General features: G+C 63.9%; 21 protein-coding genes and 1 pseudogene. 10 read left to right on the top strand and 12 right to left on the bottom strand.

The genetic code is table 11. The features are described 5' to 3' along the window. Positions 1-53 precede the first annotated feature (53 nt). Positions 54-1121 carry an alcohol dehydrogenase gene (locus tag XH81_RS27160; protein ID WP_028143068.1) on the top strand — a complete coding sequence of 356 codons (1068 nt, stop codon included), beginning with the start codon at positions 54-56 and terminating at the stop codon, positions 1119-1121. Between the two features lie 135 nt (positions 1122-1256). Continuing rightward, the gene (locus tag XH81_RS27155) at positions 1257-2336 is read left to right on the top strand and encodes an isocitrate/isopropylmalate dehydrogenase family protein (RefSeq protein ID WP_028143067.1); all 1080 of its coding nucleotides are present in this window, start codon (positions 1257-1259) and stop codon (positions 2334-2336) included. 65 nt (positions 2337-2401) lie between these two features. On the opposite strand, the gene XH81_RS27150 is transcribed toward XH81_RS27155, so the two are convergent. From XH81_RS27150 to XH81_RS27135, 4 genes are all read right to left on the bottom strand, one after another. Continuing rightward, a complete protein-coding gene (locus tag XH81_RS27150) occupies positions 2402-2689 on the bottom strand; it encodes a hypothetical protein (protein ID WP_028143066.1) in 288 nt (95 codons plus the stop codon). Positions 2690-2792: 103 nt separating this feature from the next. After that, a complete protein-coding gene (locus XH81_RS27145) occupies positions 2793-3614 on the bottom strand; it encodes an enoyl-CoA hydratase (RefSeq protein ID WP_028143065.1) in 822 nt (273 codons plus the stop codon). 272 nt (positions 3615-3886) lie between these two features. Then, complete coding sequence (locus XH81_RS27140) at positions 3887-4258, bottom strand: helix-turn-helix domain-containing protein (RefSeq protein ID WP_020608151.1); 372 nt, start codon at positions 4256-4258, stop codon at positions 3887-3889. Between the two features lie 29 nt (positions 4259-4287). Further along, positions 4288-5337, bottom strand: a complete 1050-nt coding sequence (locus XH81_RS27135; RefSeq protein ID WP_028143064.1) for a LysR family transcriptional regulator — start codon at positions 5335-5337, stop codon at positions 4288-4290. Positions 5338-5819: 482 nt separating this feature from the next. Here XH81_RS27135 and XH81_RS27130 point away from each other — a divergent pair, with 482 nt between their 5' ends. Next, complete coding sequence (locus XH81_RS27130; RefSeq protein WP_028143063.1) at positions 5820-6086, top strand: hypothetical protein; 267 nt, start codon at positions 5820-5822, stop codon at positions 6084-6086. A gap of 206 nt (positions 6087-6292) precedes the next feature. After that, entirely contained in the window at positions 6293-7024 is a 732-nt protein-coding gene (locus tag XH81_RS27125) for a cytochrome c biogenesis CcdA family protein (protein WP_038947000.1), read from the top strand. 58 nt (positions 7025-7082) lie between these two features. Here the strand turns inward: XH81_RS27125 and XH81_RS27120 are convergent, their stop codons facing one another. The 7 genes from XH81_RS27120 to XH81_RS27090 all read right to left on the bottom strand — a co-directional run bounded on the left by XH81_RS27120 (position 7083) and on the right by XH81_RS27090 (position 13444). Further along, positions 7083-8138: an ABC transporter substrate-binding protein gene (locus XH81_RS27120; RefSeq protein WP_028143061.1), complete on the bottom strand. Its 1056-nt coding sequence runs from the start codon at positions 8136-8138 to the stop codon at positions 7083-7085. Positions 8139-8142: 4 nt separating this feature from the next. Further along, positions 8143-8475, bottom strand: a complete 333-nt coding sequence (locus XH81_RS27115; protein WP_028143060.1) for a hypothetical protein — start codon at positions 8473-8475, stop codon at positions 8143-8145. After that, positions 8472-9230, bottom strand: coding sequence for an ABC transporter ATP-binding protein (locus tag XH81_RS27110; protein WP_028143059.1), 759 nt, complete (start codon positions 9228-9230; stop codon positions 8472-8474). The genes XH81_RS27115 and XH81_RS27110 overlap by 4 nt, the downstream gene beginning before the upstream one ends. Beyond that, on the bottom strand, positions 9227-10033 hold the full coding sequence (locus tag XH81_RS27105) for an ABC transporter permease (protein ID WP_028143058.1): 807 nt from the start codon (positions 10031-10033) through the stop codon (positions 9227-9229). The genes XH81_RS27110 and XH81_RS27105 overlap by 4 nt, the downstream gene beginning before the upstream one ends. Further along, positions 10030-10851 carry an ABC transporter permease gene (locus tag XH81_RS27100; protein WP_038947001.1) on the bottom strand — a complete coding sequence of 274 codons (822 nt, stop codon included), beginning with the start codon at positions 10849-10851 and terminating at the stop codon, positions 10030-10032. The genes XH81_RS27105 and XH81_RS27100 overlap by 4 nt, the downstream gene beginning before the upstream one ends. Before the next feature lie 151 nt (positions 10852-11002). Further along, positions 11003-11818: a FadR/GntR family transcriptional regulator gene (locus XH81_RS27095; protein WP_028143057.1), complete on the bottom strand. Its 816-nt coding sequence runs from the start codon at positions 11816-11818 to the stop codon at positions 11003-11005. A gap of 168 nt (positions 11819-11986) precedes the next feature. Continuing rightward, a complete protein-coding gene (locus XH81_RS27090; protein WP_049801725.1) occupies positions 11987-13444 on the bottom strand; it encodes a sensor histidine kinase in 1458 nt (485 codons plus the stop codon). 187 nt (positions 13445-13631) lie between these two features. Here XH81_RS27090 and XH81_RS27085 point away from each other — a divergent pair, with 187 nt between their 5' ends. The 4 genes and pseudogenes from XH81_RS27085 (at position 13632) to XH81_RS38595 (ending at position 17164) form a co-directional block, all read left to right on the top strand. Then, positions 13632-13856, top strand: coding sequence for a hypothetical protein (locus tag XH81_RS27085; protein ID WP_038947004.1), 225 nt, complete (start codon positions 13632-13634; stop codon positions 13854-13856). A 394-nt stretch (positions 13857-14250) separates the two neighbouring features. Beyond that, positions 14251-15249 (top strand): TRAP transporter substrate-binding protein, encoded by a 999-nt coding sequence (locus XH81_RS27080; RefSeq protein WP_018322778.1) that lies wholly within the window; start codon positions 14251-14253, stop codon positions 15247-15249. Between the two features lie 84 nt (positions 15250-15333). Next, a complete protein-coding gene (locus XH81_RS27075) occupies positions 15334-15849 on the top strand; it encodes a TRAP transporter small permease (protein WP_271596430.1) in 516 nt (171 codons plus the stop codon). Then, positions 15846-17164 (top strand): annotated as a pseudogene (locus XH81_RS38595) (TRAP transporter large permease). The gene XH81_RS27075 and the pseudogene XH81_RS38595 overlap by 4 nt, the downstream one beginning before the upstream one ends. A 52-nt stretch (positions 17165-17216) precedes the next feature. Here XH81_RS38595 and XH81_RS27060 read toward each other — a convergent pair. After that, a complete protein-coding gene (locus XH81_RS27060; RefSeq protein WP_028143052.1) occupies positions 17217-18491 on the bottom strand; it encodes a serine hydrolase domain-containing protein in 1275 nt (424 codons plus the stop codon). Between the two features lie 158 nt (positions 18492-18649). Here XH81_RS27060 and XH81_RS27055 point away from each other — a divergent pair, with 158 nt between their 5' ends. Then, complete coding sequence (locus XH81_RS27055) at positions 18650-19567, top strand: dioxygenase family protein (protein ID WP_028143051.1); 918 nt, start codon at positions 18650-18652, stop codon at positions 19565-19567. A 341-nt stretch (positions 19568-19908) separates the two neighbouring features. Continuing rightward, positions 19909-20058, top strand: coding sequence for a hypothetical protein (locus XH81_RS27050; RefSeq protein ID WP_168772738.1), 150 nt, complete (start codon positions 19909-19911; stop codon positions 20056-20058). Positions 20059-20666 lie beyond the last annotated feature (608 nt).

Here is a 20666-nt window from a genome sequence, read left to right as displayed (position 1 = left end):
CGCCGGCCATGGCATGGTGGCGCGACAACGAGAAGCATGCCGGGAGAACGCCGATGAAGAGTTTCAAGGTCGCCGATTTCAAGGCGCCGCTGCAGGAGTTCGACGAGGCGACGCCGCAGCCTTCGGGCACGCAGGTCCTGATCAAGGTGAAGGCCGCCGGCGTCTGCCACAGCGACCTCCACATCTGGGAGGGCGGCTACGATCTCGGCCATGGCCGCAAGCCGCTCTCGCTGAAGGACCGCGGCATCAATCTGCCGCTGACCATGGGTCACGAGACGGTCGGCGAAATCCTGGCCTTCGGCCCCGACGTGAAACCGACCGACCAGGGCGACCTCAAGCTCGGCGATGTCGGGCTGGTCTATCCCTGGATTGGCTGCGGCAAGTGCGCGACGTGCCTCGCCGGTGACGAGAACATGTGCCTGACGCCGCGCTCGCTCGGCGTCTATTGCGACGGCGGCTATTCCGATCACATGCTGGTGCCGCATCCGCGCTATCTGCTCAATCTCAGGGGACTCGATCCCGCAACGACCGCGCCCTATGCCTGCTCGGGCGTCACCACCTACAGCGCGCTGAAAAAGGTTGAGCAGCATTTCGACACGCCGATCGTGATGTTCGGCGCCGGCGGGCTCGGCCTGATGGCGCTGTCGCTCTTGAAAGCCATGGGCGGCAAGGGCGCGATCATGGTCGATATCGATGCCAGGAAGCGCGAAGCGGCGGAGAAGGCCGGCGCGCTCGCCACCGTCGACCCGAAGGCGCCGGATGCGCTGGAGCAACTCGCCAAGAAGGCGGGCGGGCCGATCCGTGCCGTGATCGACCTCGTCGGGAATGCCGCGACGACGCAACTTGGATTCGACTGCCTGACCAAGGGCGGCAAACTCGTGATCGTCGGCCTGTTCGGCGGCGGCGCAACCTGGGCGCTGCCGCTGATTCCGATCAAGGCGGTGACGATCCAGGGCAGCTACGTCGGAAACCTGCGCGAGACGCAGGAATTGCTCGACCTCGTCCGCACCAAGAAGGTGCCGCCGATCCCGGTGACCACGGCGCCGCTCGCCAAGGCCAACGATGCGCTGGTGCAATTGCAGCAGGGCGCGGTGGTCGGGCGCACGGTGCTGACGCCGTAGCGAACACTCTCTCCTCCGTCATTGCGAGCGCAGGGAAGCAATCCGGAAATCCCTCCGCGGACACAGTCTGGATTGCTTCGTCGCAAGAGTTCTTCGCAATGACGACTTGGCTAGCTCCTTTCCTTGAGGCCTTAAATGTCCGCAAACAACGCCTTCCACATTGCCGTGCTCGCCGGTGACGGCATCGGTCCCGAAGTCATGGCGCCGGCCGTCGAGGTGCTGCGCAAGATCGAGCAGAAATCGGATTTGCGCTTCCGTTTCACTGAAGCACCCGCCGGCGCCAACAATTATCTTGCCACCGGCAAGTCGATGCCTGACTCGACCATCAAGCTGTGCGAGGAGGCGGACGCAATCCTGCTCGGCGCCTGCGGCCTGCCGTCGGTGCGCTACCCCGACAATACCGAGATCGCGCCGCAGATCGAGCTGCGTTTCATCTTCGATCTCTATGCCGGCGTGCGACCGGCGCGCCTTATTCCGGGCGTGCCGAGCCCGATCGTCGGCGCTGATGAGCGCGGCATCGATCTCGTCGTGATCCGGGAATCGACCGAAGGCCTGTTCGCCTCGATGGGCAAGGGCGTCGTCACCCATGAGGACGCGCGCGAGACCATGGTGATCACACGCAGGACATCCGAGCGCCTGTTCGATTTCTCGTTTCGCCTCGCCGAGCGGCGCAAGGCGCGCGGCAAGCCCGGCGCGCTTGCCTGCGTCGACAAGGCGAACGTGTTCAAGGCGTTCGCGTTCTTTCGCGGCATTTTCGATGAGATCGCCAAGAAGCACCCCGACGTGAAGACCGATCGGCTCTATGTCGATGCCTGCTCGGCCATGCTGGTGAAGCGTCCCTGGGATTTCGACGTGATGGTGATGGAGAACATGTTCGGCGACATCGTCTCCGACATCACTGCGAGCCTGATCGGCGGCCTCGGAATGGCGCCGTCGGCGGACATCGGCGACAAATATGCCGTGTTCCAGCCCTGCCACGGCACCGCGCCCGACATCATGGGGCAGGGCAAGGCCAATCCCACTGGCATGATCCTGTCGGCGGCGATGATGCTGGACTGGCTCGCCGACAAGCACGGCGTCGAGAGCGCGGCGGAGGCCGGCGAGACGATCGAGCGTGCGGTGGATCAGGTCTATGCCGGCGGCATCAAGCCGATGGAATTCGGCGGCAGCAACGGGACTGCCGACATCACCAAAGCGGTGCTGGCGGCGCTCTGAGAAGCAGCCGAGCCGCGGCGCCGGTTCATCTCAAAAGAAAAGGGGCCTCGCGGCCCCTTTGTCGTTCACCAGCGGCGCCAATGGTGGTGGCGATGGCCCCAGCCCCACGGGCGCGGGCCGTAGAAGCGTCGCGGGCCGCCGTAATAGCCGTAGGCGCCGTAATAGTTCGGACGCCAGAAGCAGCGGCCCCAGGGGTTGCACACCCAGCGCACCTGATCCACGTCAGCGGCCGGACCGCTTGCAATCTTGTCCGCCTGCGGGATGCCATTCGGCATGGCTGCGAGCGCCTCGCCCGACGCGAGCGCTACACCGCCGATGGCAGCCAGAGCAAGAACAGCAGATTTCAGTGTCATCGCGATCTCCCTCGTTGTGGCGGGAGAACTTTCGTCAGATCAACTAGTTGCTACCGCGCGGAGCTGCACGAGGAATTTAATCTTCCTGAACGTCGGTTCAGCTTCAACGCCCCTGGAACTGTGGCTTGCGCTTTTCCATGAAGGCTTGCCGGCCCTCGCGAAAGTCTGCGCTGTCCATACAGGCATTGCCGATCGCCTTGATCGCGTCCATGTCGCGCTGACTCTCATCCTTCAGCACCTGCGCGATGGTGATCTTGGCGGCCTTGATCGCGAGCGGGGCGTTCTGCGAGATCGTCTCGGCAATCGTCATGGTCTCGCCCCAGAGCTCGTCGACCGGGAACACGCGCTCGATAAGGCCAATGCGCAGCGCTTCGGCGGAATCGATGCGCATGCCCGTGTACATCAGAAGCCGCGCCCAGGACGGGCCGACCAGCGAAACCAGGTGCCGCAGGCCGTCAAAGCCATAGGCGATGCCGAGCTTGGCCGCGGGAATGCCGAACTGGCTGTCGTGCGCGGCGATGCGGATATCGGCGAGCATCGCGACCTGCATGCCGCCGCCGAGGCAAAAACCGTCGATGCAGGCAATCGTCGGCTTGGGATAGTCTGCGAGCAGTGCGCGCTGGGCGGCGCTGCGCCTGGCATATTCCTCGGACGCTGCCGCGTTGTGGCGAGTCTTCTCGAATTGGCTGATGTCGGCGCCGGAGACGAAGGCCTTACCGCCGGCTCCGCGCAGGACCACGACGCGCACCGTCTCGTCGTCGCGCAGGCTCGTCAAGGCCTCGCCAAATCCCTCCCACATCTCCAGCGACATCGCGTTGCGCTTGTCGGGATTGTTGAAGGTGATCACGCCGACGCCGTCGGTGGTGTGCTGGAGAATCTTGCCGTCCGCGTAGGGTGTACCGGTCGTGCTGAATATGTCGGACATCGCTTGCTCGCTCGTCATGTGCGAGGGGCAATGTGCTGCGCTGGCGCTTCCGGGGTCAACCGCGGCAGGGTGGGCGAGTCTGCATCCGCCTGTAGCGGGATTGCATGGCGCGTCGTCCCGAGTGTCGCGCGCGCAAAGAAAAGGGGCGGTCGTGCCGCCCCGCAAAGGCCGCGCGCAAGCGCGCGAGCCGGAATATGATCGTTCAATCCGGCCGCGTCCCCGCGACGCGGCGGATTGAAGATCGGCCGCAAAGGCCAGACCGTCGACCGGTCTCAGCTCTCGTTCGCCGCGATCGATTCCATCAGCGAGACCAACTGACGCTGCACGGTCTGGTCCTTGATCTTGCTGTAGGCGCGCAGCAGGCGGAGGCTGAAGGCCGAATCGAGGAACAGCAGGCTCTCGACTTCGCGCGCCTTGTTGTCACCGTCGTAGAAGAAGGTCACGGGCACGTCGAGGGCGGAAGCGATCTGCTGCAGACGAGCCGCGCCGACGCGATTGACGCCCTTCTCGTATTTCTGGACCTGCTGGAAGCTGACGCCAAGCTTCTCGCCGAGCTCGGCCTGCGAGATCTTCATCTCGACGCGCCGCAGACGAATCCGCTTGCCAAGCTCGATGTCCGGCTTGCCAGCACTGCGCTGCTTCATTCTTTTCGCCGCTGCTTTCATCTTCGTTTTCACCTTTGTTCTTCGGTTGAAAATCCCCCGAAGAGCTGGGTCAGGGGTTCGCCCATATACGAGTCCTTGAATTCATGCGGATGCACGAACTCTTCCTTAAACCACGGGAAGCGAGCCGGACTGAAAGCTTCGATCAGCCAATCAATCATGTGCCGCACGCGCGGAATTCGGCCGCTACCGGGATGGTAGGACAACCAGATATCCAGCGGTCGGTTCAACTCGACCTCCAGTGGAATCAACCTCCCGCCAAGCGCAATGGCGTAGCTCGGGAAGACGCCGATGCCGGCGCCATTCGCGACCGCCCAGTAGTTGGCGCTTGAGACGTTGGTCTTCATGACCAGAAGGTCACGTTCCGATACGCCCGGGAAGAAGCTCTCGAAGGATTCCTTGGCGGCAAGCTGGTCGGCGAATTGCAGCACCAGGCGATGCTTGATCAATTCCGCCGCCGAGCGCGGCGCGCCATGCTTCTCGATGTATTTCTCGGAGGCCCAGAACATCAGATGCATGCGACCGAGCCGCACTAGCTTGATGTCGAGCGCCGAGGGACGCGACAGATGGATGGCGACGTCGGCTTCGTGGCGCGAGACGTCGGCCGAGCGCATCGCGCAATGCAGGTCGACCAGGATCTTCGGATAGGCCTGCTGGAATTCAACCAGGCGCGGGGCGAGCCAGAACGTGCCGAGCCCCTCAGTAACGGCGACTCGCACCTCGCCGGACAGGGCGTTGGCCATCGAATCGCTGGCGCGCAGTACGTCGAAGGTGGCGGCCTCCATGCGCTCGACGGCGGAGACCACCAGCGCGCCCTCATCGGTGAGATGGGTGCCATGGACGTCGCGGGTGAAGAGTGTGGTGCCGGTCTGGCGTTCGAAATCGTCGATTCGCCGGCGCACGGCGTTGATCGACAGCGACAGGCGCTCGGCCGCCGATCGGAAACTCCCGCATCGGACGACTTCAAGGAATATGCGGGCGGCATCCCAATCAGAGAGGCCGCTGAGATTTGTCTTTGGGCGTTCCGCCACAGGAACGCCCCTTTCCGCCAAGGAGTGCATACAAGTCCCTTCGGTTAGCTAAACTGGCAGAATCTGGCGCAAACCACAACCACTGCGGGTTGGGGGATGATGAGTTTTGAACGTCATCCTTACTACCTCGTGGGTGGTATCTGAATGCTGCCAAGGGTTGGGAATCGGGCAGGCCATTGCCCGGATGAGGGGTGTGGCGTGAGTGCCGTTGCGAGCCGTGAAATGGCTGCGGGATTGCAGGCGCTGTCGGCAATGAGTGTGCTTGCGCGAAAGCCGGCGCCATCTCTCTCAATGGATCAATCACAGGGCGCGGGGCGTTTGCTCTCGGACCGTTTCGACCATGGCCAACGGAGCAGCGCGGCGATGTTAGCCGGAACCGCAGTTCCGCGGCAGAAACCCACTGAAATCAGGTTCAGAGGCGCTGTGGCCTCGTGCTATCCTCCGTATTCCATGGGGGCCGAAGGGGTCGTCACCAACACGTCTCGCAGGCCGAATTAACGGAAAGAACGCCGGTGTCGCATTCAGACGAACAGTTGCAGTCGGTGCTGGAAACGCTCGAGGGGTGCCGCAGGGTTCTCAACGCGTGCGACAGCCGTGAGTCGGCCGAGCTGCTGTCCATTGTCATCCTCGACGTCAGGATGAAACTCAAAGGAATTGACAGTGCCGATCTCAAGGCACTGTGCGACGAAATGCTGCGGAGCGCTGCGAGCGAGCCGCCGTCCCCTTCCAAGCAGACGCAGGACCAGCCCCGGCGTCCGCTGCTCCGCGTGGTGAAGTAGCCGCGCCGCCGAATCTCGCTTTTTGGCGAGGTTTGTGCGCGTCCCGATGCCGCACCTGTGATCGCAGGCGGCATCGGGAGGAGCCCTGGTTTGATGCGCCTCTGTTGCGCATTCTCCGGCATCGGTTACACCAGAGCCGGTTCGGCTCCGGGCCGCGCGCATTCCCGGCGCGCCGCACCGGGGCCTGAGATGGCTCAGACGGCATCATGCAAAATGTTTCGATCCCGGCGGCGCTGATTGCAGGCCTCGTCAGCTTCCTTTCGCCTTGCGTCCTGCCCCTGGTCCCGCCCTATCTGATCTATCTTACGGGCGCCACGATCGAGCATGTCGAGAGCGACGAGCCGGGCTCGGCCTCCAAGCGCGCGATCATGATGTCGGCGCTCCTGTTCGTGCTCGGCTTCTCCACGGTGTTCGTCGCGCTCGGCGCCAGCGCCTCGCTGGTCGGTGGGCTGATCCGCGCCTGGTCGGCGGAGTTGTCGATCCTCGCCGGCATCGTCATCATCATCATGGGCCTGCACTTTCTCGGATTGACGCGCATCGGCCTGTTGATGCGCGAGGGACGGCTGCCGATCCCCAAACCGGTCGGCCTCTGGGGCGCCTACATCATGGGGCTCGCCTTCGCCTTCGGCTGGACGCCCTGTATCGGCCCGATCCTCGCCGCGATCCTTTCGATCGCGGCCGCTGAGGCTACGGTGACGAAGGGCGCGGGGCTGCTCGCGGTCTATTCGGCCGGTCTCGGCATTCCCTTCCTGATCGCCGCGCTGATGATCGAGCAGTTCTCGGCACTGTTCGCGCGGATGAAGGGACATCTCGTCAATGTCGAGCGCGCCATGGGCGTCCTGATGGTGATCACCGGCATCGGCTTTCTCACCGGCGCGGTCTCGAATGTGAGCATCTGGCTGCTGGAGACGTTCCCGGCGCTGCAGACCATCGGGTAGGGCTTGATCCGGAAAATGCCGGCGCGCTGATCGCGCCGGCGTCCCCGTGTGCAGTTGCTCAGGGTTTGAACACGTAGCCCGGCGAGATCGCCGCCGTCTCCGGGATCGGCGGCAGGTCGGTGAACAGTTCGGGACGATCCTTCATGACCTTGAGAATGTGCTTCGGCTCGATATGCGCATTGACGTCAAAGGTCGATTTGAGGATGCCGAGGCGGGAGAGCCGATCCTCGGCGCTCCACAGCGCACGGTAATTGTTCGCCGACAGCCGACGGTCCGCCTGCTGGATGTTAAACTGCATCGCAGCCTCGGCGACGTCCTGCTTGAGGCCGGGAATCCAGCGTGTGGCGACTTGCGCCGCCTGCTTCGGATTCTTGCGCATCCATTGATCGGCCTCGGAGACGGCAGCGAGGAATTTCTCGATGGTCTCGCCGTTGGCCTGCACCCAGGGACGAAGCGCGACGTTGAAGCCGATATAGGAGATCACGTCGCCGCCTCTGATGATCTCGACCGCGCCGGGCACATCCTTGCCTGCAACGATCGGCCAGGGATCCCAGCCCGAGAACGCGTCGATACCCTTGGCGAGCAGGGCGACGGTCATGTCCGGCGGCGGCGTGTTGACCAGCGTCACGTCATCGGGCTTCAGCCCGGCCTTCTCCAGCGTCGCCAGGATGTAGAGATGATTGATCGTGCCGAAGGAGGCCGCGATCTTCTTGCCCTTGAGCGTCGACAGGTCACCCTTGACGATGCCTGAACCTTCACGCGCGATGATCGCCATGGTGGCATCGGAGCCGGCCTTGGTGGCGTTGCCGCTGTAATTGCCGAGTGCGACAAGATCCATGCCGCGCAGCACGGCGCCGATCATGGGCACGCCGACCTGCACGATCTCGCTCTCGCCGGCTTGCAGTGCGTTCAGCGCGTCGACGCCGGTCGCGTAGGGGCGTGCGATCGTGACATCGAGCCCGTACTTCTCGAAGAAGCCGCGCTCGAGTGCGATCGGCAGGCCGATCTGGTCGATGCCGGTGACCATGCCGGCCTTCAGTTTCGTCGGGGTCTGGGCGCTCGCCGGCACCATGCCGGCCAAGAGCGCGATTCCGAGCAGCAAGAGTCGTTTCATATTCTCAGCCTCCCTCTTTTATCGGCCCCACCGCCGTCACCCAATAGGGGCGGGCGACGGCGTTGAGGTCCGTTCGTTTGACGCCGCGTAGCTCGATCGAATGCTCATCCGTTCCCGAGACGCGTCCATATTGCTGGAATGCGAGCACGTGGAAGCGCTCCGGCGTGAACGGCAGCTCGATCTGCACGTTCACTTTTTCCGATGTGCCCGTGAGCTCCGGCGAGATCTTTCCCGGCGCGGCAACCGTCAACCAGAGTTGAAACAGCGCCCATGCGGCAATGGCGCCGAGCACGATGCGGCCCTTGGGCGAGCGCAGGACGTCGGAGGCGATGCTCATGCCGCGCGCACCATCTGGAGCACCCGCGCCGAGAGCTGCTTGAAGTGGTCGTCCTTGACGAGGTCGTCCCAGACGCGAGGCCGCGGCAGGTCCACCGCGATCTCGTCGAGCACGCGTCCCTTCGACAGCACGACCACGCGGTTGGCGAGAAACACCGCTTCGGGCACGTCATGGGTGATGAAGATCACCGTCGGCTTGCGCTCCTGCCAGATCCGGGTCAGCTCCTCCTGGAGCGTCATGCGCGTCTGCGCGTCGACGCTGGCGAACGGCTCGTCCATCAGCAGGACGTCGGGATTGTTGGCGAGTGCGCGCACCACGCCGACGCGCTGCTGCATGCCGCCGGAGAGCTCGTTTGGATAGCGGTGCGCCGCGTGCGACAGCCCCGCGAGCGCGAGATATTCGCGCGCGATGCGGTCGCGCTCGGCCTTCGGCACGCCGCGCATCTTCGGGCCGAAGCCGACATTGTCGAGCACCGTCTTCCAGGGAAACAGCGCGAACGATTGGAACACGACGCCACGCTCGGGGCCGGGTCCGTGCACCGGCTTTCCGTCGAGCAGGATGTCCCCCTTCGAATAGGGGATGAAGCCGGCGATCATGTTGAGGATTGTCGTCTTGCCGCAGCCGGACGGGCCGACCACGGAGATGAACTCGCCGGGCTCGACGTCCAGCGAGACGTCGTGAACGGCGGTGACATGCGCGCCTGCGTAAGGATCGAAATAGGTCTTGCCGAGATTGCGCAGCGAAAGCGTCTTCATGATGTCACCAATCCCCAGCGTTGGCCGGTCACGCGCTCGAGCGGCGCGAGGACCCAGGCGTCCACGATGTACCAGAGCAATCCGAGAATGATCATGCCGAGCAGAATCTCCACGGTAGAGCCGGCGCGGCGGGCATCGAACATCATGAAGCCGATGCCCGATGTGCCGACGATCATCTCGACCGCGATCAGCGCGCGCCAGCCATAACCGAGGCCGTTGCGCAGGCCCGTGATGATGTTGGGCAGCGCTCCCGGCAGCGTCACCTCCCAGAGCACCCGCGCGCGCGAGGCACCGAGGCTGAGGGCGGCGCGCGCGAGGTCGCGCGGCACGGATTCAACCCCGAGCACGGTGTTGAGCACGACCGGGAACAGCACGGTGTAGACGATGACGAAAGTCATCGTCGTCAGTCCGAAGCCGAACCAGATCAAGAGGATCGGCAGCCAGGCAATGTCGCCGATGGCCTGGAAGAACAGCAGCACCGGCCAGCAGATCCGGTGTGCCCAGCGGCTCGTGCCGATCAGGATGCCCAAGGGAATGCCGAGCGCCATGCCGACGGCGGCGCCGGTTGCGAGCCGGATCAGGCTGTCCTGAAGATAGTCGGGCAGGATCCCCTTGTAGGTGAGCGTGAAGAACGCGCGCAGCACATCGGCGGGGCCGGGGAAGAACGCTCGCGGAAACACCCCGGCCTCGCTGACCGCCGTCCACAACGCCAGCACCGGGATGAACGGAATGATGGCGGCGACCCCGGGCCAGCGCCGGGTCAGGCGGGTATAGTCGCCCCAGATTTGCAGCAGCAGGTTCATGCGCGCCTCACCAAGCCCCAGCGTTCGATGGTCGCGCGTTCCAGCGGGACCAGCAGCAGACGGTCGATCAATAGCCAGAGCACGCCGATCACGATCATGCCGAACACGATCACTTCGGTGCGGTAGAAATCGCGTGCGACGAACAGCATGTAGCCGAGCCCGACATTGGTCGCGATCATCTCGGCGGCGATCAGCCCGCGCCAGGCAAAGCCCAGGCCGGTGCGGATGCCAGTGACGATGTTGGGCAGCGCGCCCGGCAGCAATACTTCGGTCAGCAGCGCCCAGCGGCCGGCGCCGAGCGAGGCGGCAGCATTGCGCAGCGTGTGCGGAATGGTCCTGACGCCGAGCAGGGTGTTGTAGGCGACGACGAAGAACACGGCGTTGAAGATCACGAAGACGATCGCGCCGAAGCCGTAGCCGAACCATAAGGTCGCGATCGGGATCCAGGCGATGCCGGCGAGCACCGAGAAGAAGCGGAACAGCGGCGTGAGAAAGGCCGCCACCGTCGGGCTCACGCCCATGGCGATACCGAGCGGCACGGCGGTGGCGATGCCGATCAGCGTGCCGAGGCCGACGCGCAAAAGGCTGGCGCCGACATGGGCGAACAGCGTGCCGTCGCGGATCGACTCCATGGCGGCCGCGCCGACCGCACCGACCGATGGAAACACGCGCGGATTGACGTTGAACAGCGGGACGACGATCGCCCAGATCGCCACCAGCGCAAGCAGCGGCGCGACGAACATCGCAGCGCCCGCCAGCGAATTGACGCTGCGGATCAATCGCGACGATCGACCTTTCAGACTGCCCGTCACCTGCATTTGACCTCCCTGACGCTCAGCTATGCCTGTGCCGGCATTTCACGCTGATCATTCCTGACATCGTCACCGTGTCTCGCGCGATCGCGGCTGGCCGTCGGTTGCCACGACCGCGATCCCGGGCGGAGCGTGGATGTGGGGCGAGCCCTTCCTGTCACGGTCCACGACGTTTCCTTCTGCTCTTGACGCTCGACGTCCTGGCCGCGCGCACGGCTGACCCGTTGCGAGTTGCCGCGGCGATGACCGTCTTCCGGTTCGAGAGCTTCAATCGGGTATAGCCGAGCAGGCGTTCCATCGCGGCGCGCGCCTTCTCGGGGTTGGCGCTCTCGATAGCCCGCGCCGCCGCCACGTGGTTCGGCAAATTATCCTTGAACCAGCCCCCGGGGCTCCCGACGGCGACGGTGAAGACGGTGCTCAGGATGGTGTCGATCGCGCTGCGAAAGCCCTGCAACACCGGGTTATGGGTCGCATCCAGGATGGCAAGATGAAAGGCCTTGTCGGCGGCGAGGGCGCTGGCCTGGTCCTTTGCGGTCTGCATCGCGGCCAAGGCCGTATCGATCCGCCAGCGATCGTTCCTTGTCGCGCGTTCGGCCGCAAGCGCTGCGGCTGCAGGCTCGATGATCGAGCGCACCTCCTGGATTGCCAGCAGGAGGTCGCGATCCGGTTCGTCCTGGCCGACGAGCCAGCTCAGCACGTCGCGATCGAGCAGGCTCCATTCGTGGCGCGGCAGCACTTGCGTGCCGTGGCGCGGTCGCACGCTGACGAGGCCCTTCGCGGCGAGCGTCTTGATCGCCTCGCGCACCACGCCGCGCCCTACGCCGAAACGGGCTTCGAGTTCCGGCTCCGGCGGCAGGGTGGTATCGACGGGAATGAGATCCTGGGCGATCTCGCGGCCGAGCGTCGTCAGCACGGCGCGGATGCGGCCGGGCTTGATCAGTTTGTCGGCTGGGCTCGGCCGCGCTCTTGCCACCGGTTTGTTTCTCCCCGCCGGCCTGTCGCGGCCGGTTCATTTGTATTGGCCGCCCGCCGGCAGCTTCACAATCATCCGATGTTTAACATCGGATGATTGCCTGGGGCGAGCGCAATTGTCGCAGGAAAGGCTGTATTGCGCTGCGATATGGCGCCAGGCCCGGAGCGGCTACCGCGCCTCGTCCAGCGTACAGACCACCGTGCAGACCACGCCGCGCGGCAGGAAGTCGACGGTGGCCTCGCCGCCGAGCTGGTCGCGTGCGCTGCGCTCGATCAGGCGCGAGCCGAAGCCGCGCTGTACCGGCGCGGTCACCGGCGGTCCGCCGATCTCGGTCCAGATCAGGCGCAGCCGCGGTTTCGGAGCATCGGCGATGATCTCCCAGTCCAGCGTCACCCGGCCGGTCTCGTTGGACAGCGCTCCGTATTTCGCGGCGTTGGTGGCGATCTCGTGCACGATCATCGACAGCACCACGGCGAGCCGCGGCGACAGCGGCACGGCGGGTCCGGCCATGCGGATGCGGTCAGGACTGTTCATCAGGAACGGCTGTAGCGCACGGGCGATCACCTCCCGCAGCTCGGAGCCCGCCCATTTCTCCTGGCTCAGCAGATTATGCGCTTCGGCCAGTGCGCCGAGCCGTCCCTCGAATTTCGTCCGCTCGTCCCGGCTGGCGCTGCGGAAGGTCTGCACCGCGATCGCCTGCATCAAGGCCAGCGTGTTCTTGACGCGATGGTTGAGCTCGTCGATCAGGAGATTGTGCAGCATCTCGCCGCGCGCGATCGTGGTTGCCATCCTGACCGCGAAGGTCAGGCCGGTCAGCAGCAGGATGCCGCCGATCAGGCTGGTGATCGCGATGTTGCGCCAGAGCGGCGCGATCAGGGAGCTTTCGTCGACGCCGGCGGCGATCGTCCAGCCCGTCAGCCGCGATCGTGTGTAGGCCGCGGCCAGAGCGATGCCGTCGAGCGACACCGTCGGGAGCGATGCCTCGCTGCGGCGGAACATCTCGGCATAGAGCGAGGGCGAGGCGCGTTTGCCGAAGGTCTCGCTGGGGTTCGGCGCGCGTGCAAACACGATGCCCTTGGTGTCGAGCAGAGTCACCGTCCAGAGCCGGTCGGGCCGCTGCTTCTCCACCAGTTCCTGAAAGATGCTGATCGGTGGGCTGAAGCAGAGGTCGTAGATCACCTCGCCGTCGCGGAACACCGGAACCTCGACGGTGAGCACCTGCCGCCCGTTGATCGCGCCGGTGAACAGGTCGGAATATTGCGGCGACCTGGTCGCAAAGACTTTTTCGACGATCTCGAGATGGCCGCGTGGCGGCAGGCTTGCGGTGCCTTCCGTTGCGGAGGAAAACAGCAGCCGGCCCTTGCGATCGGAGATCAGCACCAGCCCGCCCTTGCCATATTGGTCGAGGAAGCCGAGCGCGATGCGGCGGAAGTTCTGGAAGTCGTCGTTACGAAGCGAATTCGTCAGTGCAAGCACTTGCAAGCCGCCGGTCATCCGCTGCACCTCGGAGTCGAGCACGAGGCGCATGCTGCGCACGTTCTCCAGCACTCGGCGGGTCGCGTCGCTTCGATCCTGCTTGTAATTGTAGAACACAATGCCAACCGCAAAGACGATCAGCGGCAACATCGTTCCCGTCACCAGAAGAGCGAGCCGGACCGGCAGGGTGAGCTTTGACAAACGCGGGCGTCCCGGTTCCGGCGCAGCGGCGCCGGATTATGATTTTGGGCAGACCATACGTGCGAGACTTGCGTGGCGCCATGTTTTTCGCAGATGGCGAGCGGTTCGGAAACGAGATGTTGCAGCGCAGTCCGGGATGTCCGCGCCTGCAGCGTTGATGCTAACTGCATTGTCCCTGCCCGCGTTCGCAGCCGACGAGTTCTACGTCGTGCAGGACGTCAAGACGAAGAAGTGCACCGTCGTCGACAAGAAGCCGACGGACATGACGATGACCGTCGTCAGCCCGTCGGGTACGATCTACAAACCGCGGACCGAAGCTGAAAGCGGCATGAAGACCGTGAAGGTCTGCACGTCTAACTGAGGAGCAAACTGAGGAGGATGACAAATGCCGGTAATGATCTTGTGGGCCGTGCCGGCCGTGCTGGTGATCGGCGGCGGCATCTATCTGATCGGGCATATGCACTAGGCCAGCAGTAACGGGCGAGCGGGTCCGTGCGTGCAGCGCACAGGTCCGCTCGTGGTCCGCCTCCTACGAGAGTGCGACTGCGCCCATACGGACTGGCCGCGCCGGCAGGAGCGCGAGTTGCAGTGCAGCAGGTGTGCCGGGCGTAACCCTGCGACGAAGAGTACCTCCAGCGCACGCGAAATGACTTCCGTCCGGCCGACGTTTTTCATACGCTTCCATTTCGCAAGCCGCATACCGGCTGCGCTCACGGCCCGGCTACAGGGCCGGAGCATCAAAGGGAGGGGAGACGATGAAGCGAAGGTCATTTCTCGCTGGTATCGGTGCGACCACTGCGGCGGCCACGATTGGGATGCCGTCGATCCTCAGGGCGCAAGCGCCGATCTCGCTGAACGGCGCGGTCCAGTTCAACGACGACCACGCCTTCAACCGGGCACTGCTCCGGTTCGAGGAGCTGGTGAAGAAGTACTACGGCAAGCCCGTCAACTTCACCCTGCACAGGAACTCCTCGCTCGGCCTCGAGAAGCAGTATTTCGAGTACATGTCGCAGGGCAAGGCGGTCGATTACGGCATCGTCTCGCCGGCTCACATGTCGACCTTCGCCAAGGCTGCCCCCTTCATCGACGCGCCCTTCGTGTTCAAGGGCATCGAGCACATGAACAAGGTCGTCGAAGCCAATATCCTGGCGCCGATCGCCGACGAGGTCGCGGCGAAGGCCGAGGTCGTCCTGATCGGCTATTCCGGCGGCGGCATCCGCAACATCTTCGCCAACAAGCCACTCAAGAATCTCGCCGATCTCAAGGGACTCAAGGTTCGCGTGCAGGGCGCGCCGATCTGGTCGAAGACCTTTGCGGCGGTCGGCATGAGCCCGACGGTGATCGCCTATAATGAGATCTACAACGCGATCCAGAACGGTGTGATATCGGCCGGCGAAAACGAGGCGGCCGGCGTCGAGGCGATGAAGTTCTACGAAGTCGCTCCGCATCTCAACCTGACCCAGCACGCCGTGTCGATCCGGCCGATCTGCTTCTCGGTGAAGACGCTGAAGACCCTGCCGAAGGAGCTGCAGGACGCGATCATGAAGGCCGGCAAGGAGGCCGGCGACTACGGCCGTCAGCTCGAGTCGAGCGAAGAGGTCGTCAAGCTCGACACGCTCGAGAAGGCCGGCAAGCTCAAGCGCGTTCCCTTCGAGGAGCGGGACGCCATGAAGAAGCTTGCCGACCCCGTGATGGCCACCTACGCCAAGGAAATCGGTGCGGAGGGCATTTTCGAGAAGATCAACGTCGTCTGAGGTCTTTGCGTCCGCCGACAGCACGTCCGGGCAAGCCCCGCTTCTTGCCCGGAGCTGGCGGATGAGCTGCTGCACGGAGCCCCAATGTCTGAAATGCCCGTCCCGTCCACACCGTCGCTGTGGCGCCGCGTATCGGCGGCCTATGCGAAGCTGCTGGAATTCCTGCTGGCCACCTACGTCGGCGTCCTGGTTGTTCCGGTCACGCTGCAAATCATCTCACGCTACACGCCCTTCATTCCGTCCTACATCTGGACGGAGGAGATGGCGCGCTTCCTGTTCGTCTGGACGATCATGATCGGCGCCATGGTCGGCGTGCGCGAAGCGCAGCATTTCGAGGTCGATGTGTGGCCTGACCTGTCGCGGCGGTCGGAGGCCGCGGTGCGAATCCTCGCGCGGCTCGGCATACTGGCGCTGGCGCTGGTGTTCGTATCGGCCGGCCTCGAGTTCACCCGCTTTGCCTGGAACAGGACTTCAGAGCTGGCCGATCTGCCGCTTTGGCTGATTCACGTCGCCTGGCCTGTGACCGGCGTGACGTGGATCATCTTTGCGGGTGAACAGATCATCGATGAAATGCGCATTCTGGTTGGGGCAGGGCGATGAGCGGCAATGTACTCTCCGCCGGACAGGCCGCGATGGTGCTGTTCGGGGTTTTCATCGGCCTGCTCATCGTGCGCGTGCCGGTCGCCTTCGCGCTCGGCCTTGCCTGCGTGCCGATTCTGCTGATCGAGCCTCATCTCTCGATGATGATGCTCGCGCAGGAAACCTTCAACGCCTACAATTCATTCATCCTGCTCGCGGTGCCGTTCTTCCTGCTGACGGCCAACCTGATGAGCATCGGCGGCATCACCGATCGCCTGGTGGCGCTGTCGCGCTCGATGGTCGGGCACTGGCCCGGATCGCTGGCGCAGATCAATGTCGTGCTGTCGGTATTCTTTGCCGGCATCTCGGGCTCCTCCACCGCTGATGCAGCGAGCCAGTCAAAGATCTTCATCGATGCACAGACCAAGGAGGGCTACGATCTCTCGTTCTCGATTGCCATCACCGCGGTGTCAGCGGTCCTGGCGGTCATCATCCCGCCGTCGATCCTCATGATCGTGTGGGGCGGGCTGATCTCGACCTCGATTGCGGCGATGTATCTGGCCGGCATCGTGCCGGGTTTGCTGATCGCGGGCGCGCAGATGGCGACGGTGCACGTCTATGCAGTGCGCCGCGGCTACCCGACCTATCCGAAGGCAAGCTGGGTCGAGATGCGATGCGCCATCTGGAAGTCAATTCCGGCGCTGATGACGCCCTTCATCATCGTTGGGGGCATTCTGCTCGGCTGTTCACCGCAACCGAGTCCGCCTGCGTCGCGGTGCTATATTCCGTCGCGCTGTCGGCGTTCTTCTATCGGGAGACAGGCATACGGGAATTGTACAAGGCCCTGCTCGACACCGGGCGCCTTGCCGGCGTGGCTCTGTTCTGCGTCGGCACCGCAAGTGCGTTCGGCTGGCTGCTCGCCTACTACAAGATCCCTCAGGAGCTGCTGGCCAACGTCTCGACATGGGGCATGGGCACTGTCTCAGCCGGCTTCTTCATCGCCTTCTGCTTTCTGGTGGTGGGCTGCTTCCTCGACGCCATCCCGGCGATCGTCATCGTCGGCACCGTGCTGGAACCACTGGCCAGGTCCGTCGATCTCCATCCGGTCCAGTTCGCGATCATTTCCATCGTGTCGCTGGCGTTCGGACTGGTGACGCCGCCCTACGGCCTGTGTCTGATGATCGCCTGTTCGATCGCCGGCGTGCGGCTGCGCTATGCTCTGAAGGACACGGTGATCATGCTGATCCCGATGCTGCTCGTGCTCGCGGCCGTCATCGTCTGGCCAAGCGTGTCGCTGTTCCTGCCGCGCCTGATCGTGCCGGAGATGCTCAAATGAGCGTCTGATGGCGCGATCCCGCGGCGGTGGGCCGCGGGATCGGCTGGATTGGTTACAGATTGCTCTCGGTGATCGCGGCGTAGACCATGCTGCGCAGCTCGCGCCGGATCGGGTAGGCGCTCGACGGCAGCACCTGCGTCATGAAGATCGCGATCAGCTCTTCGGCCGGATCGATCCAGAACGAGGTCGTGGCCGCGCCGCCCCAATTGTATTCGCCGGGGCTGCCGGCGATCAGCGTCTCTTCGGGGCGCATGGTCACCGCGAAGCCGAGACCGAAGCCGATGCCGTTATAGGCGGCCTCGGAGAACAGCGAGCGCGACACTTCGGGCAGGGCGCGGCCGCCCGGAATGTGGTTGCTGGTCATCAGGGCCAGCGTTTTCGGTCCGATCAGCCTGATGCCGCCGAGCTCGCCGCCGTTGAGCAGTGCGCGGCAGAAGGTGAGATAGTCTGCGACCGTCGAGCAGAGGCCGCCGCCGCCGGAGATGAAGGAGGGCGGGGTGAGGAACGAGCTCGTTGTCGGATCGTCCTGAAGTGTCAGGCCTTCGCGGCGCTGGCCGGCATGGAAGGTCATGCCGCCACCGGGATCTGCGGAATAGCAGGCCGCGAACCGATGCGCCTTGGAGGCCGGCACGTGGAAGTCGGTGTCGGTCATGCCGAGCGGGTCGAGGATGCGTTGCTTCAGGAATTGCTCGAAGGGGATTCCCGAGATCTTGCCGACGAGATAGCCGAGCACGTCGGTTGCGACCGAGTAGTTCCAGGCCTCGCCCGGCGAGAATTCCAGCGGGATCTTGGCCAGAGCCTCGATCATGGTCTGGAGCGTGCCCGACTTCTCGACCTCGCCGATCTTTTCGGTGCGGTAGGCGGCATCGACATTGGAGCGTTGCTGGAAGCCGTAGGTGAGGCCGGACGTGTGGCGCAGGAGGTCGACGATCAGCATCGGCCGGGACGGCGGCCGGGTCAGAAAGGCCGGCGAGTTGCCGGCGATGAACACGCCGAGATCCTTCCATTCCGGAATGTACTTGGCGACGGGCTCGTCGATCGCGACCAGGCCTTCCTCGACCAGCATCATGAAGGCGACGCTGGTGAGCGGCTTGGTCATGGAATAGATGCGGTAGATGGTGTCGTCCTTGACCGACAGCTTGCGCTCGACGTCGGCAAAGCCTTGAACCGAGCTGTGCGCGACCTTGCCGCGGCGGTAGACGAGAAGATGCGTGCCGGGGAAGCGGCCGGCATCGATGTACCGTTTCCTCAGATGCGCATCGATGCGGTCGAGCGCGGCCTTGGACATGCCGACGGATTCGGGCGAGGCGGGGGTGGGAGCGAGCATCAGTTCCTCCGGGCAGTTTTGTCGGTCCGTTGATAGCCAAATGACGGCCCCATTCCAAGCCGCTCGCGCTTAACGCGAGCGGGCCGACTGGTGTAGGCTGGCCCCTGGAACGCCTCCAAGCCCCCCGGGGCCAATGAGAAAACGCAGGGCAAACCATCATGACCCAGTTCAACGAGACTGATCTCACCCAGGCCGTCGTGAAAAGCTTCGACAGCACGCCCAATCCGCGCGCCAAATTCCTGCTCCAGGAACTGGTGAAGTCGCTGCACGATTACGTGAGCAAGACGGGTCTCACCTTCGAGGAATGGGACTACGCCATCGATTTCCTGACCCGCACCGGTCAGAAATGCACCGACACCCGCCAGGAGTTCATCCTGCTGTCCGACGTGCTCGGTGTCTCCATGCTGGTCGACGCGGTCAACCATCGCGACCGCGACGGCGCCACCCAGACCACCGTGCTCGGCCCGTTCTATGTCGGCGAGCACAAGGTGACCGCGCATGGCACCGACATCTCGCCGAACAATCAAACCGGCGAGCGGATGTTCGTGCAGAGCCGCGTCACCGACCTCCAGGGCAAGCCGCTGGCCAATGTCCCCGTCGACGTCTGGCATGCCGATGATGACGGCTTCTACGATTCCCAGAAGCCGAACTATGACGAGGTCGGCGCTTCGGCGCGGGCGCGCTTCATCACCGATAACGACGGCCGCTTCTTCTTCCGTACCATTTTGCCATGCAGCTATCCGATCCCGACCGACGGCCCGGTCGGCGAGATGATCGTGCAGACCAAGCGTCATCCGATGCGCCCGGCGCATGTGCACTTCCTGGTCAACGCGAGGGGATACGAGCCCCTGATCACGCACGTCTTCATGGACGGCGACAAATATCTGGATTCCGACGTGGTGTTCGGGGTCAAGGATGATCTCGTCGCCAAGGTCGAGCCGCGCAACGATCCCGCGATGCCTGACGGCTCCAAGGCGAACGGTCAGTGGCATCTGATGACCTACGAATTCCACCTCAAGCCCGGCGGCGGCATGGCGCCGACGCCGCTCGGGGTGAAGGCTGTGGAGCGGGCCTGATGGCCCGCCGGAATGCCGGGGCAGTGCGGACGCGTACGAGTTGGGCCATCCACGCAAGTCGTCAACCTACCAGCGATTAAACCTACACTTGGTCGACTGATCCCGATTCACCAACCCAAGTCTACCTAGGTATGGTCACTTCATACCTGCGCGCGATGGCGCCGACCAAGTGCTTGGTGTTACCGATGCATCCAGAGTGGAAAGCAACGGAACCGGCCCTGTGAGCCGGCAGTTGCGGGACAAGGCCGGCGGCGTAGCGCCCGCCGGCCCTTCTCCCGAACTAGCGGGCGCTTTGCCGCTCAATTGATGCTTATTGCCATGGTTGGTGCAGAGAGTACGCCATGAGAAACATCGCCGATCTCTTGATGCGGTTCTGGCAGGGAAGCCGACCCGCGTCCAATACTCAGATTGCGGCTATGGCTGAAAGCCAAGATCGATCCAGCATGGCTGATTTTGTCAGGATCCTGCAGGCCTACGATCAAGCCCCGTAGGGCCGACTGCGTCAGTCCGTGATACGGATGTCAGAGCAAGTCAAGACGCCGCCTCACCGCTAGACGGGCCCGTCAGCAACGGGCATCTTGAAGTCTCCGAATTCGGCCGGTGCGCGCACAATGCGTTGCGATCACCGGTCAGGGTTTGGGACCCATTCCTCCGCGGTTGCGTCCCAATGATGGGTGTCGTCGAAGTGCTTCCAGAGTGGCCGCCTCGACTTACTTTCACCGGTCTGTCGGTTTGCATTCGGTGCGCGGAGTTGGACGACGAGCGCCCCAGCCTTCATCACCCATTCGCGAGCGTTATATCGGGAGTTCCATCTGATTGCCGCGAGCATTGGATGCCTCCTTCAAAGTAAGAAGCCTTCGCCACTTTAGCCCGAGCCAAGAACCCAAGGATGTAAACCACTTCACAGTTGGTCAACATCTTCGGCATGGGTCACGTTGCCGCGCGATCAAAAGGCACGCGGCGAAACGCAGCATTGTGCTTGCGCGCGAAGGCGCGTCCTTTTGAGAAAGTGTAGTCTATCGCTGATGGGCGGCGCTCGATAGAGGCCAGCGCATGCTTGAGCTTTGGAACAGCTGGTACGACACCTTTGCCTCGGTGG

It is taken from the genome of Bradyrhizobium sp. CCBAU 25360, from assembly GCF_028128695.1.
In the GTDB taxonomy this organism is placed as follows: Bacteria; Pseudomonadota; Alphaproteobacteria; order Rhizobiales; family Xanthobacteraceae; genus Bradyrhizobium; species Bradyrhizobium ottawaense.
Note: the sequence above shows the minus strand (reverse complement) of the source record. Positions and strands in the feature narration are given on the sequence as shown.

What these genes read in the sequence shown, in the direction of transcription:
- XH81_RS27115 (WP_028143060.1), bottom strand. Translation starts at nt 8,475, where the DNA reads ATGAGCATCGCCTCCGACGTCCTGCGCTCGCCCAAGGGCCGCATCGTG.
- XH81_RS27120 (WP_028143061.1), bottom strand. Translation starts at nt 8,138, where the DNA reads ATGAAACGACTCTTGCTGCTCGGAATCGCGCTCTTGGCCGGCATGGTG.
- XH81_RS27105 (WP_028143058.1), bottom strand. Translation starts at nt 10,033, where the DNA reads ATGAACCTGCTGCTGCAAATCTGGGGCGACTATACCCGCCTGACCCGG.
- XH81_RS27145 (WP_028143065.1), bottom strand. Translation starts at nt 3,614, where the DNA reads ATGTCCGACATATTCAGCACGACCGGTACACCCTACGCGGACGGCAAG.
- XH81_RS27090 (WP_049801725.1), bottom strand. Translation starts at nt 13,444, where the DNA reads ATGTTGCCGCTGATCGTCTTTGCGGTTGGCATTGTGTTCTACAATTAC.
- XH81_RS27150 (WP_028143066.1), bottom strand. Translation starts at nt 2,689, where the DNA reads ATGACACTGAAATCTGCTGTTCTTGCTCTGGCTGCCATCGGCGGTGTA.
- XH81_RS27100 (WP_038947001.1), bottom strand. Translation starts at nt 10,851, where the DNA reads ATGCAGGTGACGGGCAGTCTGAAAGGTCGATCGTCGCGATTGATCCGC.
- XH81_RS27125 (WP_038947000.1), top strand. Translation starts at nt 6,293, where the DNA reads ATGCAAAATGTTTCGATCCCGGCGGCGCTGATTGCAGGCCTCGTCAGC.
- XH81_RS27050 (WP_168772738.1), top strand. Translation starts at nt 19,909, where the DNA reads ATGAGAAACATCGCCGATCTCTTGATGCGGTTCTGGCAGGGAAGCCGA.
- XH81_RS27110 (WP_028143059.1), bottom strand. Translation starts at nt 9,230, where the DNA reads ATGAAGACGCTTTCGCTGCGCAATCTCGGCAAGACCTATTTCGATCCT.
- XH81_RS27155 (WP_028143067.1), top strand. Translation starts at nt 1,257, where the DNA reads ATGTCCGCAAACAACGCCTTCCACATTGCCGTGCTCGCCGGTGACGGC.
- XH81_RS27160 (WP_028143068.1), top strand. Translation starts at nt 54, where the DNA reads ATGAAGAGTTTCAAGGTCGCCGATTTCAAGGCGCCGCTGCAGGAGTTC.
- XH81_RS27140 (WP_020608151.1), bottom strand. Translation starts at nt 4,258, where the DNA reads ATGAAGCAGCGCAGTGCTGGCAAGCCGGACATCGAGCTTGGCAAGCGG.
- XH81_RS27085 (WP_038947004.1), top strand. Translation starts at nt 13,632, where the DNA reads ATGTCCGCGCCTGCAGCGTTGATGCTAACTGCATTGTCCCTGCCCGCG.
- XH81_RS27055 (WP_028143051.1), top strand. Translation starts at nt 18,650, where the DNA reads ATGACCCAGTTCAACGAGACTGATCTCACCCAGGCCGTCGTGAAAAGC.
- XH81_RS27060 (WP_028143052.1), bottom strand. Translation starts at nt 18,491, where the DNA reads ATGCTCGCTCCCACCCCCGCCTCGCCCGAATCCGTCGGCATGTCCAAG.
- XH81_RS27075 (WP_271596430.1), top strand. Translation starts at nt 15,334, where the DNA reads ATGTCTGAAATGCCCGTCCCGTCCACACCGTCGCTGTGGCGCCGCGTA.
- XH81_RS27080 (WP_018322778.1), top strand. Translation starts at nt 14,251, where the DNA reads ATGAAGCGAAGGTCATTTCTCGCTGGTATCGGTGCGACCACTGCGGCG.
- XH81_RS27135 (WP_028143064.1), bottom strand. Translation starts at nt 5,337, where the DNA reads ATGCACTCCTTGGCGGAAAGGGGCGTTCCTGTGGCGGAACGCCCAAAG.